Annotated in this window: 16 protein-coding genes; 8 read left to right on the plus strand and 8 right to left on the minus strand. The window is 69.5% G+C overall.

Going from position 1 to position 14,629, the window contains the following annotated elements; genetic code table 11:
• Nucleotides 1–132: 132 nt before the first annotated feature.
• Nucleotides 133–1,050, plus strand: a complete 918-nt coding sequence (locus Hhyl6_RS12665; protein WP_483739551.1) for a calcium/sodium antiporter — start codon at nt 133–135, stop codon at nt 1,048–1,050.
• Here Hhyl6_RS12665 and Hhyl6_RS12670 read toward each other — a convergent pair whose 3' ends face one another.
• Both Hhyl6_RS12670 and Hhyl6_RS12675 read right to left on the minus strand, forming a co-directional pair.
• Nucleotides 1,051–1,443, minus strand: coding sequence for a DUF7522 family protein (locus tag Hhyl6_RS12670; RefSeq protein WP_483739552.1), 393 nt, complete (start codon nt 1,441–1,443; stop codon nt 1,051–1,053).
• Between the two features lie 76 nt (nt 1,444–1,519).
• A complete protein-coding gene (locus tag Hhyl6_RS12675) occupies nt 1,520–1,864 on the minus strand; it encodes a carboxymuconolactone decarboxylase family protein (RefSeq protein WP_483739553.1) in 345 nt (114 codons plus the stop codon).
• A gap of 108 nt (nt 1,865–1,972) precedes the next feature.
• Between Hhyl6_RS12675 and gpmI the strand changes: the two genes are divergently transcribed.
• A complete protein-coding gene (gpmI, locus tag Hhyl6_RS12680; RefSeq protein WP_483739554.1) occupies nt 1,973–3,532 on the plus strand; it encodes a 2,3-bisphosphoglycerate-independent phosphoglycerate mutase in 1,560 nt (519 codons plus the stop codon).
• Between the two features lie 281 nt (nt 3,533–3,813).
• On the opposite strand, the gene Hhyl6_RS12685 is transcribed toward gpmI, so the two are convergent.
• From Hhyl6_RS12685 to nadA, 4 genes are read right to left on the minus strand one after another with little or no spacing between them, the layout of a single operon-like run.
• Nucleotides 3,814–4,467 carry an RNA 2'-phosphotransferase gene (locus Hhyl6_RS12685; RefSeq protein WP_483739555.1) on the minus strand — a complete coding sequence of 218 codons (654 nt, stop codon included), beginning with the start codon at nt 4,465–4,467 and terminating at the stop codon, nt 3,814–3,816.
• A gap of 39 nt (nt 4,468–4,506) precedes the next feature.
• Complete coding sequence (nadC, locus tag Hhyl6_RS12690; protein ID WP_483739556.1) at nt 4,507–5,352, minus strand: carboxylating nicotinate-nucleotide diphosphorylase; 846 nt, start codon at nt 5,350–5,352, stop codon at nt 4,507–4,509.
• Complete coding sequence (locus Hhyl6_RS12695; RefSeq protein WP_483739557.1) at nt 5,352–6,878, minus strand: L-aspartate oxidase; 1,527 nt, start codon at nt 6,876–6,878, stop codon at nt 5,352–5,354. The genes nadC and Hhyl6_RS12695 overlap by 1 nt, the downstream gene beginning before the upstream one ends.
• Nucleotides 6,879–6,880: 2 nt before the next feature.
• The gene (gene nadA / locus Hhyl6_RS12700; protein ID WP_483739558.1) at nt 6,881–8,002 is read right to left on the minus strand and encodes a quinolinate synthase NadA; all 1,122 of its coding nucleotides are present in this window, start codon (nt 8,000–8,002) and stop codon (nt 6,881–6,883) included.
• 250 nt (nt 8,003–8,252) lie between these two features.
• Between nadA and Hhyl6_RS12705 the strand changes: the two genes are divergently transcribed.
• The 3 genes from Hhyl6_RS12705 to Hhyl6_RS12715 all read left to right on the plus strand — a co-directional run bounded on the left by Hhyl6_RS12705 (nt 8,253) and on the right by Hhyl6_RS12715 (nt 11,505).
• Complete coding sequence (locus Hhyl6_RS12705) at nt 8,253–9,905, plus strand: alkaline phosphatase D family protein (protein ID WP_483739559.1); 1,653 nt, start codon at nt 8,253–8,255, stop codon at nt 9,903–9,905.
• A gap of 145 nt (nt 9,906–10,050) precedes the next feature.
• The gene (gene hmgA, locus Hhyl6_RS12710) at nt 10,051–11,268 is read left to right on the plus strand and encodes a hydroxymethylglutaryl-CoA reductase (NADPH) (protein WP_483739560.1); all 1,218 of its coding nucleotides are present in this window, start codon (nt 10,051–10,053) and stop codon (nt 11,266–11,268) included.
• Nucleotides 11,269–11,376: 108 nt separating this feature from the next.
• Nucleotides 11,377–11,505 carry a hypothetical protein gene (locus tag Hhyl6_RS12715; RefSeq protein WP_483739561.1) on the plus strand — a complete coding sequence of 43 codons (129 nt, stop codon included), beginning with the start codon at nt 11,377–11,379 and terminating at the stop codon, nt 11,503–11,505.
• Between the two features lie 16 nt (nt 11,506–11,521).
• Here the strand turns inward: Hhyl6_RS12715 and Hhyl6_RS12720 are convergent, their stop codons facing one another.
• Entirely contained in the window at nt 11,522–11,869 is a 348-nt protein-coding gene (locus Hhyl6_RS12720; protein WP_483739562.1) for a hypothetical protein, read from the minus strand.
• A complete protein-coding gene (locus tag Hhyl6_RS12725; RefSeq protein WP_483739563.1) occupies nt 11,866–12,390 on the minus strand; it encodes a DUF5817 domain-containing protein in 525 nt (174 codons plus the stop codon). The genes Hhyl6_RS12720 and Hhyl6_RS12725 overlap by 4 nt, the downstream gene beginning before the upstream one ends.
• A gap of 122 nt (nt 12,391–12,512) precedes the next feature.
• Here Hhyl6_RS12725 and Hhyl6_RS12730 point away from each other — a divergent pair, with 122 nt between their 5' ends.
• The 3 genes from Hhyl6_RS12730 to Hhyl6_RS12740 all read left to right on the plus strand — a co-directional run bounded on the left by Hhyl6_RS12730 (nt 12,513) and on the right by Hhyl6_RS12740 (nt 14,563).
• Nucleotides 12,513–12,851 carry a cupin domain-containing protein gene (locus Hhyl6_RS12730; RefSeq protein WP_483739564.1) on the plus strand — a complete coding sequence of 113 codons (339 nt, stop codon included), beginning with the start codon at nt 12,513–12,515 and terminating at the stop codon, nt 12,849–12,851.
• 37 nt (nt 12,852–12,888) lie between these two features.
• A complete protein-coding gene (locus Hhyl6_RS12735) occupies nt 12,889–13,686 on the plus strand; it encodes a hypothetical protein (RefSeq protein ID WP_483739565.1) in 798 nt (265 codons plus the stop codon).
• A 76-nt stretch (nt 13,687–13,762) separates the two neighbouring features.
• The gene (locus Hhyl6_RS12740) at nt 13,763–14,563 is read left to right on the plus strand and encodes a hypothetical protein (RefSeq protein ID WP_483739566.1); all 801 of its coding nucleotides are present in this window, start codon (nt 13,763–13,765) and stop codon (nt 14,561–14,563) included.
• Nucleotides 14,564–14,629: the final 66 nt, after the last annotated feature.

Consider the following 14,629-nt stretch of genomic DNA (forward strand, 5'->3'; position numbering starts at 1 on the left):
TGTCCGTCGGCGGCGACGGTCACTCGACCCGGCACTCCGGATGGCACAACGGTTAGGTGGGTGCTGACGGTAGCCGACGGTATGTCGTCCGAACCGACCCCGAGAGTCACCTCGCCGCCTCCTCAGCACTAGATGGTCCTGTTCGACGCGCTGTTCGTCGGCGTCGCCGTCGTCGCCCTCTGGTTCGGCGCGGACCAGTTCGTCACGGGCGCGGCCCGCATCGCCCGCCGACTCGGCGTCCCCGGCCTCGTCGTCGGCCTCACAGTCGTCGCCTTCGGCACGTCGGCCCCGGAGTTCGCCGTCACGCTCGACGCCGCCCTCGCGGGCCAGACGGACATCTCCGTCGCCAACGTCGTCGGGTCGAACGTCCTCAACCTCGGGTTCGTCCTCGGCGGCGTCGCCCTCGTGCGGGCGCTGGCCACCTCCCGGGCGCTGGTCCGACGGGACTCGCTGTTGCTCGTGGCGACGACGGCGCTCCTGCTCTGGATGGTGACGGACGGCCGTCTCGGCCGGGTCGAGGGAGCGCTCCTGTTCGCCGGACTGGTCGCCTACCTCCTCTTTCTGGCCCGCAAGGGGAGCGAGCGGACGGCCCCCGACGGGGACCAACAGTTCCACTGGCCCGACGCCGGCCGTCTCGTCGTCGGCCTCGCCCTCGTCGTGGGCGGGGGGCACCTCCTCGTCCTCTCGGCCGTCGACATCGCGCAGGCGGTGGGCGTCTCCGAGTGGGTGGTCGGTCTCACCGTCGTCGCCGCAGGGACCTCCCTTCCGGAGTTCGTCACCTCGCTGGCGGCGGCCAGGCAGGGTCGGACCGGCATCTCGGCGGGGAACCTCGTCGGGAGTTGCATCTTCAACGTCCTCGGCGTGTTGGGACTCGCCGCGGTCGTCCACCCGCTTCCGGTCAGGCCCGTCGGCGTCGAGGGGACGGCGTGGCTGATGGGGACTGTCGTCCTCGTGACGGTGCTGTTCTACACCGACGCCGCGCTCTCCCGGGTAGAAGGTGGGTTGCTGGTCGCGCTCAACGCCGCCAACTGGGTGGCGAACCTGCTCTGATTACTCCTTGCCGGACTCCTCGCGGAGGAGGCGCTCGATGGCCTCGGCTATCTCCTCGTAGGAACTCATCGAGAGGCCGTCGGTGGTGATGAGGACGCCCTGCCGGTCGGTGGTCGCCCGCAGGAGGTAGCCGTTCTCGAAGGCCCGGACGGTGAACTTGTACTCGCCCAGTTCGGAGTCCTGATACGCGTTCTTCGTCTGCTTGTACCCCTGCCACTCGTGGCCGACGAAGTCGTTCAGGTCCGCGTCCTGTTCTAAGTCCTCTCGCAGGTACAACTGCTCGAAGTTCGCCCGGGTGAAGTACGTGACCGACCGCAGCGAGTCGCCCGTCGCCGTCCGCGCCGTCGTGACGATGCTGTCGGCGAGGCCGTCCGAGAGGATGTTCCGTGTCATGCGCGTACGGTGACGGGCCAGCCTCTTAACCTCGGGGTTCCCGGCACCCCCGGACGGCGGCCCCCTGCGGGGGGTTTCACTCGCCGCGCTCGTCGGCCAGCGCCTCCAGCGTCTCGTGAGCCTCGACGGCGTAGGTCAGTGCTGGCCCGCCGCCCATCACGACGGCGACTTTCAACGCGTCGACGACTTCCTCGTGGGTCGCGCCGGCCTTCAGGGCCGCGTCGGTGTGCCACAGGACGCAGTTCTCACAGTGGACGACGACGCTGATTGCCAGCGACATCAGTTCTTTCGTCTTGTGGTCCAGTGCGTCGTCGCCCTCGGCGGCGTCGATGTACCCGGTGAACTGTTCTATCTCGGGCGCGTCGGTCAGCAGGTCGTTGAGTGCCTTGTTGAACGACGCCAGCTCGGCAGTTCGTGTCATCTAGTCTGAACTTCGGTCACCGGCGTCAAAATGTTACCGCAGGTACAGAAATCCGGGACGTCGCGAGCGACCGAAGGGCTATTAGGCGGGTCACGCCACCCTCCGGGTATGCAAGTCGGGCTCGTCATCCTCGACGGCTGGGGCCTCAATCCGGACGACGACGTCCGGGACGCCGTGGCCGCGGCCGACACGCCGAACTTCGACCGGTACTGGGACGCAGGGGCACACTCGACGCTGGAGACGCACGGCCGCCGCGTCGGTCTCCCCGAGGGTCAGATGGGGAACTCCGAGGTGGGCCACCTCAACATCGGGGCCGGTCGCGTCGTCAAGCAGGACTCCGCTCGCGTCAGCGACAGCATCGCCCGCTCGCGCGGCGAGAGTCCGCCGGACGACGACGCGCGGGACCCCGCGTTCTTCGAGAATCCCCAGATACTGTCGGCGTTCGAGTACGCCAAGGAACACGGCGGCCGCGTCCACTTCATGGGGCTGGTCTCCGACGGCGGCGTCCACTCCTATCAGGACCACCTCCACGCGCTCGTCGAACTCGCGGGCGAGCGAGACGCCGACGCCGTCACCCACGTCTTCACCGACGGCCGCGACACCTCGCCGACGGGCGGCGAGGACTACCTCGCCGAACTGCAGGCCCACGCCGACGAACACGGCACCGGCCACGTCGCCACCGTCTCCGGTCGCTACTACGCGATGGACCGCGACCAGAACTGGGACCGGACCCGTCGGGCCTACGACGCCATCGTCTCCCGTGATGCCGAACACACCGCCGAGACGGCCGTCGGCGCCGTCACCGAGTCCTACGAGCGCGGCGAGACCGACGAGTTCGTCGAACCGACGCTCGTCGAGGACGGCCCGGCCATGGCCGACGGCGACGCCGCTATCTTCTTCAACTTCCGCTCGGACCGCGCCCGCCAACTCACCCGGATGCTCGCCGACATCCGACCCGAGGACTGGGGTGGCGACACGGAACCGCCCGAGATTCGGATGGTGACGATGACCCAGTACGACGCCACCTTCGACGTGCCCGTCGCCTTCCCGCCGAACCAACCGGAGAACGTGCTGGGCGAGGTGTTGGCCGACGCCGGCCAGACCCAGTTGCGCCTCGCGGAGTCCGAGAAGTACCCCCACGTCACCTACTTCCTCAACGGCGGCCGCGAGGTGGAGTTCGACGGCGAGATTCGCCACATCGTCGAGAGCCCCGACGTGCCCACGTACGACCTCCAGCCGGAGATGAGCGCCCCGGAGGTCACCGACACCGCCGTCGACGTCATCGAGAGCGAGGACCCCGGCGCGATGGTGCTCAACTACGCGAACCCGGACATGGTCGGCCACACGGGCGACTACGAGGCCGCAATCGAGGCCGTCGAGGCCGTCGACGAGCAACTGGGGCGACTCGCCGACGCCGTCCAGTCCGCGGGCGGGCACCTCCTCGTGTGTGCCGACCACGGAAACGCCGACGACATGGGCACCGAGGACGACCCCCACACCGCCCACACGACCAACCCGGTCCCGTTCGTCTACGTTTCCCTGGACGGCACCGCAGACGGGAAGACGGCCCGCGACGGCGGCACCCTCGCCGACCTCGCGCCGACGATGCTGACGCTGATGGGCATCGACCGCCCCGAAGAGATGACCGGCACGCCGCTGGTCGAGTAGCACAGTTCTCCAGTCTCTCGGTGGCCCGCGACAGTTCGTAGCGAATTCCCAGCGGGGCGACGGCTTCGACCAGTGCCTCCCGCTCCCGTCGGAGAGCCTCGGCGTCGCGGGGGACCACTTCCACCGGGCCGCCGTGTGTCCACTGCGTCACCGGCTATCGTCGAGAGGAGCCCTGCGGTGTCCCCTCGCGGCCCCCAGTGTCGTCCATCGAATCTGCCCGAGAATTTTCGCGCACGGTTAGCGATTCGGGGTGGGTCTACGGGAGCCACCGCACTCGGCAGTCAGTCTCGCCCTCGACGAGTCAGGTACTGCGGCGGGACGGCGTCGGTCGTGTGCGTCGCTTTCCCGCGGCGCGTCACCTCGTGGCCGTCGGTTCGCATCCCATCGGCGTCGACGGCGAACACCACGGGGTCGTCGGCGTGGCGACGGCCGACCTCGCGGGCGTCGGCGACGCTCGCAGAGAGGTGGACCTGCTGACGTCCCATCGGACGCAGTCCCTCGCGCTCGATGGCGTCGACGTTCCGCGGCGCGGTGCCGTGGTACAGCGTCGCCGGCACCGGGTCGTCGCCTGCCTTCAGCGAGACGTCGACGGAGTGGCCGTACGCCGCGCGAATCCGGTCCTCGTCCCCGTCACCGCCGGTGCGTTCGAACCGACCTTTCGGGTCCGTGGCGACCACCGCCGCGAGCGTCTCGCGGTCGGTCCAGTCGTACTTCGACTCGACGGCGGCGACGAGTTCCGAGAACGGCGTCCACCCCGCCGCGTCGAGTTCGAGGCCGGCGTCCGCGGGGAAGTGTCTGAGCGCCCCCGAGACGAACTTCGAGAGTTGCCGCCGTCTGTCGCCCCGGAGGACGGCGCGACCGCTGTCGCCACAGTCCGGGCAGGTCTCCCCTTCGAAGAAACCGTGGTCCTCGCAGGACCGTACGTCGGCAGGCATCACCACAGCGTCGGCCAGTGACGGACAAAAACGTCCCGCTCACCCGGTCCGGAAGGAGAGGTCCAGCGTCGGCGCGGAGTGGGTCAGCGCGCCCATCGAGACGACGTCGACGCCCGTCGCGGCGTAGTCGGCCACGTCCGCGACGGTGATGCCGCCGCTGGCCTCGGTGAGCGCCTCGCCGTCGGCCGCGGCCACGAGGTCCACTGCTCGCTCTGTCTCGGCCACGCTCATGTTGTCCAGCAGGACGATGTCCGCGCCCGCTTCGACCGCCCGCGGGGCGTCCTCGGGCGTCTCGACTTCCACGTCGAGTTGCGTGGCGAACGACGCTCTCTCGCGGAAGTGCGAGATAGCGCCCTCCAGCCCCATCTCCGCGACGTGGTTGTCCTTGACCATCACCATGTGCGAGAGGTCCAGACGGTGAGTGTCCCCGCCGCCGACGGCGACGGCGCGCTTCTCGACGCCGCGCAGGCCGGGCGTAGTCTTGCGCGTGCCCGCGATTCGCACGTCGTCGTCGACGGCACGCGCCTCGTCCACGGCGGCCCGCGTCTTCGTGGCGATGCCCGAGGCGTGGCCGACGACGTTGACGGCGACGCGTTCGCCCCGCAACACCTCGCGGGCCGGCCCTTCGACTCTGAGAACCACGTCGCCGGCCGCTATCTCGGCACCGTCGTCGACCTGCTCGGCGGTTCCACCGCCTCGCTTCGAGGTGTTCCGCACCTCGCACCCCAAATACTCGAACACCGCTCGCGCGGCGTCGAGGCCGGCGGTTACGCCGTCTTCCTTGGCGACCAGCCGACCTTCGGTGTCGCCCGGCACGTCGTTCGTGACGTCGTGGTGGCCCACGTCCTCGCGGAGCCACCGGTCCACGTCGGCGTCCGTAATCATCAGTCGTCGGCCGGCGGGCCGGCTTGCTCGCGCACGAGGTTGTGAGTTCCGACGCTCTCCGTGTTCTCGGCGGCGTGGCGCGCGACCAGCAGCGCCGTGACGCTCGCGTGGCGCAGTTCGTACAGCGAGCGGGCGGTCCGGGTGCGGACGTAGGCGTCCACCTCGCCCTTCAGACGGCGCAGGACCGCCATCGCGCGCTGGAGGTCCGCCGGGTCGCGTTCGACCCCCAACTGCTCGTCCATCACGCGGCGCAGGCGGTGGAACTTGTCGCGGGCGAACTTCGGCGGGAGGTCGGGGTCCCGGTCCAGCAGGTCCGGTGCCTCGATTGGCTCTGGGTCCCGCCCGGCGGCGTCCCCGCCGGCGCGCAGGCCCCACACCAGCCCTTCGAGCAGGGAGGTCGACGCGAGGCGGTTCGCGCCGTGGACGCCGGTGCAGGAACACTCGCCGACGGCGTACAACCTATCGAGCGTCGTCCGGCCGTACTCGTCGACCGCAACGCCGCCACAGAGGAAGTGTTCGGCCGGCGCGACGGGAATTCCGGATTCCCAGTCGACGCCGTGGTCGTCGCATCGCTCGGCGAGACCGGGGAACTCCTCGGCGAAGTCGACGGGTGCGACGTCTAGGGTCACCTCGCCAGTCGCTTCGCGTTCGGTCTGCACGGCGCGAGCCACGACGTCCCGCGGCGCGAGTTCGGCGGCCTCGTGGTAGTCGGGCATGAACCGCTCGCCGTCGCCGTTGCGGAGGAGGCCGCCCTCGCCCCGTACTGCCTCGCTGACGAGGAAGGCGACCGCCCCGTCCGCTCCGGCAGTATCGTCGCCGTCGACGACGCAAGCGGTCGGGTGGAACTGCACGTACTCCATGTCCTCGACGTCGGCGCCGGCGAGCGCGGCCATCGCGATGCCGTCGCCGGTGGCGTCGTCGGGGTTCGTCGTCCGCGGGTACAGTTCGCCGATGCCGCCGGTGGCGAGGACGACGCTGCCCGCGTAGTGGGGCCGGACCTCGCCGTCGGCTTCCAGCATCGCGCCGTGGACGCGGCCCTCGTGGCGAATCAGTTCCAGCGCGGCGGTGTCGTCGAGAATCTCCACGCCGTCGTGGGCGTCCAGATAGTTCAGGAACGGGACGTGGATGTGCTTGCCCGTCGCCGCGTCGACGTGGAGGATGCGGTCCTCGCTGTGGGCGGCCTCGCGGGTGTAGTCGGGGCCGTCCCCGTTCCGGTCGAATTCGACTTCCAGCGTGTCGAACAGCACGTCCTCGACGGCCGCGTTGGCGTTCTCGACCAACACGTCGACGGCGTCGGGGTCGGCGGTGTCGTCGCTGGCCGCGAGGATGTCCTGTTTGAACTGCTCCGGGTCGTCGCGGGAGACGGCGATGCCCCCCTGTGCCCACCACGAGGAGGCCCCCTCGGGGCGGGTGGCCTTCGTCGCGAGGGTGACCTCGCTCCCGTTCCGCGCTGCCGCGAGTGCTGCCGCCAGTCCCGCGATTCCGGACCCGACGACGAGGACCTCGGAAGTGTCGTGTGCAGGCATAGCTAAATCTCCAGCATCCGGTCGAGTGCGACCTGCGCCAGTTCCTTCTCCTCGGGCGCGACTTCGATGACGTTGCGTTCGCGGCCCGCGACCAGTTCCTCCAAGACCCACGTCAGGTAGTTGGGGTCGATTTGGCGCATGGCGTTGCAGTCCATGCAGGCGTCCCCACACAGCGGAATCACGTTCACCTCGGGATGCCACCGCTGGAGGTGGTTGGTGAGGTGAATCTCCGTGCCGATGGCCCACGTCTCGCCGGGGTCGGCCTCGGCGACAGTCTCGCAGATGGTCGCCGTCGAGCCGACTTTATCGGCGGCCTCTACGACCTCGCGGCGGCACTCGGGGTGGACGATGACGTTCGCGTCGGGGTCGTCGGTCCGAATCGCCTCGACGTGGTCCTCGCGGAACCGCTCGTGGACCTGACAGTACCCCTCCCAGAGGATGACGTCGTTCTCGACGGCCTCCTCGGCGTCGGTCCCCTCGGGCTCCCACGGGTCCCACTCGACCGTCTCGTCGGCCATGTCGAGTCTGTGGGCCGTGTTCTCGCCGAGGTGCTTGTCGGGGAGGAACAGCACCTTCTCGCCCTTCTCGAAGGCGTACTCGAAAGCGTCGTGGGCGTTCGAGGACGTACAGACCAGCCCGCCCTGCTCGGCGCAGAAGGCCTTCAGGTCGGCGTAGCTGTTCATGTACGTGATGGGGACGATGTCCTCGTCCGTCGCGGCGGTGAGCTCCGCCCACGCGGCGTCGACCTGGAGCGCCTCGGCCATCCCCGCCATCGGGCAGGACGCCTCCATCGAGGGGAGGATGACACTCTGGTCGTCGTCCGTGATGATGTCGGCGGACTCGGCCATGAAGGTCACGCCGCCGAAGACGACGTAGTCGGCGTCGCTCTCGGCCGCTTCGACGGAGAGTTGGTAGGAGTCGCCGACGAAGTCGGCGTGGTCGACGATTTCGCGTCGCTGGTAGTTGTGGCCGAGGACGACCACGTCGTCTCCGAGTTCTTCGAGCGCCGCCTCGATGCGCTCGGTCCGTTCGTCCTCCTCGAGGTCCCGGTAGGCCGGGGGCAGTTGTTCGAGGTTGTCGTATTTGAAGAGACTGAGGTCGGTTTCGAACTCAGCCGTTTCCATTTCGGGCACGGTTGACGCACCTATCAGTATCTCGTCGTTCGGACCTCGTCATTGAAAAGATTTTGCCTTCAATACGCGGACGTGTTGAGAATCGGGTTCTGAATACGGCGATTGTCGAATCGTGTTGTCTGTCGACGTGAGACACTACCGGCGGTCGCATCGCTCGACGGGGACGATAAGCCCGTCTTATCGGCGTCGACGGCGCGCTAATCCTCTGATTACTTTGTGCGTCTCGGCCGTCCGGCGGGCCATGCCACAGGCAGACGACGTCGACCACGGACGCCGGACGGTCCTCGCGGCGGCGCTTGCGGCGGCCCTCCCGGGCACCGCCGTCGCTCGGCCCCACGCCGTCGGGTCGCTCCCGTCCGCGAGTCCGGCAGTCGGCGACGACCCGTCGACGGGGGTGTTTCCACAGGGGGTCGCCAGCGGCGGCCCGACGACGGGCGGGGCCGTCCTCTGGACGCGCGTCTCGCCGGACGCCTACCGCGAGGGGACGCCTCTCCGCGTGACCGTCGCCCGCGACGCCGGCCTCACCGACTTCGTGGGATCGTGGCGCATCCCGGCCGACCGGGTCGCCGCAGGCGACTACACCGTCAAGGCCGCGCTGGACGGCGAACTCGACCCGAACACCGCGTACTACTACCGGTTCGACTACGACGGCGCGACGAGCCCCGTCGGCCGCTGTCAGACCCTGCCCGAACCGGACGCCAGCCCCGACCGAATCGCGTTCGCGCTGGCGACCTGTCAGGACTACCGCAACGGCTACTACGGCGCGTACCACCACGTCGCCGAGTCGGACGTGGACTTTCTGGTCCACCTCGGGGACTTCATCTACGAACACGGCGGCGGGCGGGGGTTCCCCGACCGGTCGCTCTCGCTGCCGAGCGGCGAGGGCATCGTGATGGGGCTGGAGGACTTCCGGTACCTCCACCGAACCTACCGTTCGGACCGGTTCCTCCAGGCGGCGCTTGCCGCCCACCCCGTCCTCCCGACGTGGGACGACCACGAGATAGTGAACAACCGCTACTGGGACTACGAGGAGGGACGGCCCTACGCCGGACGCGGGGACCACCCGCGCAACGACGACCCCGAGTTCATGACTCGACTGTTCGCCGACGGCATCCGCGCGTGGTGGGAGTACACCCCCACACGGGTCCCCTACGACCCCGACGCCGACTCGCTGCTGGCCCAGATAGACCTCTGGCGGCGCTACCGCTTCGGCGACCTCGTGGACCTGTTCGTCACCGACGAGCGTCTGTACCGGACCGCACCCGCCGACGGCGCGCAGTTCGCCGCCCGCATCGGCGAGGCCGACGGCGAGATAACCCACACGATGCTCGGGGAGCGACAGCGCGAGTGGTTCACCGAGCGACTCGCCCAGAGCGACGCGACGTGGTCGGCGTGGGCCAACGAGGTGCTGGCGATGGAGTTCGACCTCGATTTGGGCGGGGTCGACCTGTTCAACGCCGACGCGTGGGACGCCTTCCCCGCGGAACGCGACCGGATACTCCGGGCCGCCGCCGAGAGCGACAGTTCACTCGTCGCGCTCACGGGCGACATGCACACCGCGCTGGCGGGCTACATCGAGGGTCGGGACCGGCGCTACGGCGTCGAGTTCATGACGCCCGCGATAACGAGCCAGAACCTCCGCGAGTTGCTCGGCCTGCCGAACGACCCCGAGATTCGGCGACTGGTCGAGCGGTACGTCCAGCAGTACAACCCTCACGTCCAGTTCTTCGACAGCCACGACTGGGGGTACGCCACCGTCGAGTTCACGCGCGAGGACTGTACGTACAGCGCCTACGGCGTCGACAAGCGGACCGACTCGGCGAACGCGAACCGGCGGTTGCTGGCCCGGTATCGCTGTCCGGCCGGCCAATACACGCTCCAGCGCCGCGGCTAGTCTCCGTCTCGCCGTGACGGAGCGGACGCTTGCCCTCGCGACCAGTGTAGACCACCCCCCTCCGGCCGTTCACGTCTGTTTCCGAGACCGTACAGCGGCGGTAGGCAAGAGCAACTGTTAGGACCCTCCCCACCCACGCGCCTGTATGACCGACACCGACGCCGAGACCCTCGCCGAGCGAGTCCGCGAGGGCGAGTTGCGCCTCTACGAACTCGAAGAGCACTCCGACGCCGAGACGGCCGCCGCCGCCCGCCGGCACCTGTTGGCCGAGGAGACCGGCGTGGACCTCGACGTAATCGGCGAGTACGCCTTCGACGCCGCCGACGCCGAACCGAACATCGAGAACATGATTGGCGCGGCTCAGGTTCCGATGGGCGTCGTCGGCCCCCTGCCAATCGACGGCGGCGCGGCCGAGGGCGAGCACTACCTCCCGCTGGCGACGACGGAGGGCGCCCTGCTGGCCTCCGTGAACCGCGGCGTCTCGACCATCCGGAACGCCGGCGGCGCGACCGCTCGCGTCCTCAAGTCCGGGATGACTCGCGCACCGGTGTTCCGGGTCGAAGACGTGGCCGAGGCCGGCGAGGTGTCCTCGTGGGTCCGCGAGAACGTCGACCGACTCGCCGAGGCGGCCGAGTCGACGACCAGCCACGGCGAACTGCAGGACGTGACCCCCTACGTCGTCGGCGACAGCGTCTTCCTGCGCTTCTCCTACGACACGAAGGACGCGATGGGGATGAACATGGCCACCATCGCCACCGAGGCGGCCTGCGAGGTGGTCGAGAGCGAGACGCCTGCGGACCTCGTCGCGCTGTCGGGGAACCTCTGTTCGGACAAGAAACCAGCCGCCATCAACGCCATCGAGGGGCGCGGGCGCACCGTCTCGGCGGACGTGCTGATTCCCCACGAACAGGTCGAGAACCGTCTGCACACCACCAGCGACGCCATCGTCGAGGCCAACACCCGGAAGAACCTCGTCGGGTCCGCGAAGGCCGGGGCGCTGGGGTTCAACGCGCACGCCGCGAACGTCGTCGCCGCCGCGTTCCTCGCCATGGGGCAGGACGCCGCGCAGGTCGTCGAGGGGAGCAACGCCATCACGACCGTCGACGACCGAGAGGACGGTCTGTACGCCTCGGTCACCATCGCCTCGCTGGAAGTCGGCACCGTCGGCGGCGGGACGGGTCTGCCCACGCAGGCCGAAGCACTCGACGTACTGGGGTACGGCGGCGGTGGCGACCCCGCAGGCAGTAACGCCGACGCGCTGGCGGAGGTCATCGCTACGGGGGCGCTGGCGGGCGAACTCTCCCTGTTGGCGGCCCTCTCGTCCCGGCACCTCTCCTCGGCGCACGCGGAACTCGGGCGGTAGCCCCGCGACCACTTTCAGTTTCACTCCGAAGGGGTGGCTCCGGTTTATGCTCGGTCGGGCGCTTTTTCCGACAGCGTCCGCCGGGTAGCCCCCGCGGACGTTCCCACCATGTCCCCACTATCGACCGACACCGAGTCCGCGGTATCGCTCGCGCACCGACTCCTCCACCTGTTGAAACTGCTCGCGACGACGCTCGCGGCGCTGGCGGCGCTGGCGAAGACGCTCGGGTGGGTCTGACCCGCGACCGCCGTTTTCAGCGCCCCTGTGTGACCAGAAACCCGACGCCGGCGACGAGGACGACGACGCCGGCGAGCAGGAGCACCCCCTCGCCGAGGAGCGGTCCCAGCACCAACAGCGCCCACGCGACGGCGAAGACGCCGTGGGCCGCGGCGAACAGGCGGTGGCCTCGCCGTCCGAACACGACCGTCCCGAGCGTGAACCCCAGCGTCAGGACGACGGCCGACAGGGCCACGGCACTCACCGAGCGGTCGCCGACCGCGACTGGGTCGACCACCGGCGCGAGCAGGTAGAGCAGGCCCGCCAGTCCGACCAGCGACCCGACTGCGACGGGGCCGGGTTCAAGGTCGAGCGCGGCGGTCATAGCAACCGGTAGGTGCCCCGTGACTCGGTGACCTCCCCGGCCCGGACGAGTTTGCGGAGCGTCTTCTCCGCGTAGTCGTCCGGGACGCCCCGCGCTGCGGCGTAGGCAACCACGTCCTCCTCGGTCGGGCTATCGAGTTCGCGGAGGGCCGACAGCACCGTCTCCTTGCGACTCGACCCACCGGTCGCTCCCTGTTCGGCCCGTTCGCCCGCGGCCGCGACCGCCTCGCTGTCGAGGCCCGACCCTTCGAGGTACGTCTCGTCGTCGATGCCAGACTCCTCGACCTGTCGGTCCATCTCGGCGTAGGAGTCGAGTTCGGCGAAGTCGTCGCCGTGGCCCTGCCGGTTCGCCAGCATCGACGCTCTGACCTCGCGGGCGTGGGCCTCGTCGTCCGTCTCGACGAACTTCCGCCGCTTGGCGTGCTGTCGGCGCTGTCCACACCGGGGGCACTGCGTCGTCTCCGGCCGCCCCTCAACGACCCAGAGGGAGCTGCACTCGCTACACCCGACCACCGCGTACATGCCCGTCCGTTGGGCCGGTTCGGGGTTGAACGTTCGGATTGGGGCGACCGGCGACGGGGGCGGGAGCGGGTCCCCCGTGTTCGACCCGGGGATTTACGCCGTCCTCCGACGAGTTGGCGGGCATGGAGGAAGTCCCACAGGCCGCCAGCGAGACGGTCGAAGTCGTAGACGGCGTCCACCTCACGCAGATGGCCGCCGGCGAGGCGATGAGCGTCCAGCACTTCCACATCGAACCCGGCGCAACGGTCCCCGAACACAGCCACCCCCACGAACAGGTCGGCTACGTGGTCAGGGGCACCGCAACGTTCGTCGTCGGCGGCGAGGAGTTCGTCGTCGGTCCGGGAGACTCCTACGTCATCCCCGGTGGGGAGTCACACGGCGCTGAGAACCGCGGTGACGACCCCGTTGCCGGCATCGACGTGTTCAGTCCGCCCCGGACGGACCCGGACTGGCAGGACTGACACAAGACACTTCTCGGCGCGTTCGGAAGTCCGAGGCGTGCCCGGGTCACGCGTTCGGTCGCTCGTCCTCGCGTTCGTGCTCGTGACCGCGGGGTGTCAGGGTCTGACCGCCGAGCGGTCGGCGGGGTCGACGGCGGTGACGCCCGCGCCGGTGCCCTCCGATACGACGCCGGCCGGCGGGACGCCGACCGTCGACCACGAGAGCCTCGAAGCGCGCCACCGGAGCGCCCTCGACGGCCGCTCGTACACCGTCACCGTGGCGTTCACCGTCGACTACGAGAACGGGTCGACCGGGCGACTGCGGGACCGCTTCGTCGTCGGGAGCGAGGGGACCTACCGCTGGGACCGGCGAGCGGCGGGCCCGTACCCGTCGGACGCTCACGACCACGTCGCGTGGCAGAGCGCATCGGGGTCGGCCATCCGCGAGACGCTCCCCAACGGGACGACCACCGTCAGCACCGGCGACGTCGTCGGACCCAGCGACCCGTCCCTGTCGTTCTTCGTCGCCCGGTTGATAGACGGATTCGACGTCTCTACCGAGCAGACGGCGACCGGTCGACGTCTGTACGGCACGCACGCCGAGGCACCGAACGTCCCGCTCCCGCCCGGCCTCATGGAGGCGCGAGACGGCGCTATCAACGTCCGTATTCGCGACGGCATCGTCAGAACGCTCGTCGTCGGGTGCCGGGCGAGCGTGGCCGAGACGGGCCACCCGGTGACGTTCCGACTGGAGGTAACCGTCAGCGATGTGGGCGGTGACCCACCCACGGAACCGCCGTGGGTCCCAGAGACGACGGGGACGCCGGTCCCCGAGGGAACCGAGACCGACGATTGACGCTGCCCGGTGCCGAGCGCCTCTCACGTGCCGGTTGCGCGACAGTTGTTTGTATCTCCCGCCCCTCTAGCGACCGATGCGGCTCCGTGCGCTCGTCGCGGTCTGTGGCCTCGTCCTCGCCGGGTGTAGCGGATTCGCCGCCACCGAGGGGGTGGAGACGGTGACGCCTGCGCCGGTTCCGACCGACGGGATACAGTACCCGCCCGGCGTGACCGACGACGGCGTTGTGCCGTCGGCGCTGGCGAGCGCCCACGCCGGGTCGCTGTGGACGACGAGTTACACCCTGACGAGCGTCCAGCGGGCCTACGACGAGGACGGTGACCTCGAACAGCGGACCGACCACGTCCGCTGGGTCGCGGCCAACGCCTCGGTCTACCGGGGTCAGTTCGAGCAGAACGCCAGCCAGTACCGCGCCGGGTGGCGGTCGACGGAGGTGGACTACTGGTCGAACCGCACGGTCGTCGCGACCCGCTACGTGAACGAACGCGGCGAGGAGACGCTCCTGCGCTGGCCCGCCGAGAACAGCGACCTACTCACGGACCTCACGGACAAGCAGCGACTGGAGGGGGAACTTGCCGCCGTCGAGATGCGGGTCGCTCGACGGAGACCGGACGGCGGCGTCATCCTCGTCGGGTCCCGTCCCCGCGACACCGAGCGACTGGTGACGCCGCTGTTCGCCCGCGAGGTAGCGAACGTCTCCGTCAGGATGCGGGTCCGGTACGACGGTGTCGTCGTCGCCCGTCGCGTCAGTTACGACGCGGTCCTCAGCAGCGACCGAGTCCACGTCGTCCGCGAGGTGCGCCTCTCGAACCTCGGCGAGACGACCGTCGAGCGCCCGGACTGGGTGCGGAACACGACCGTCTCCGAGCGGCGATAGCGGTCGCTCGTCGGCGGGCGCGAAAGAAAGTCGGTGTTCGTGACTGCCGGCTTACGCGAGTTTCTC

This window comes from Haloarcula sp. H-hyl6, assembly GCF_056934455.1.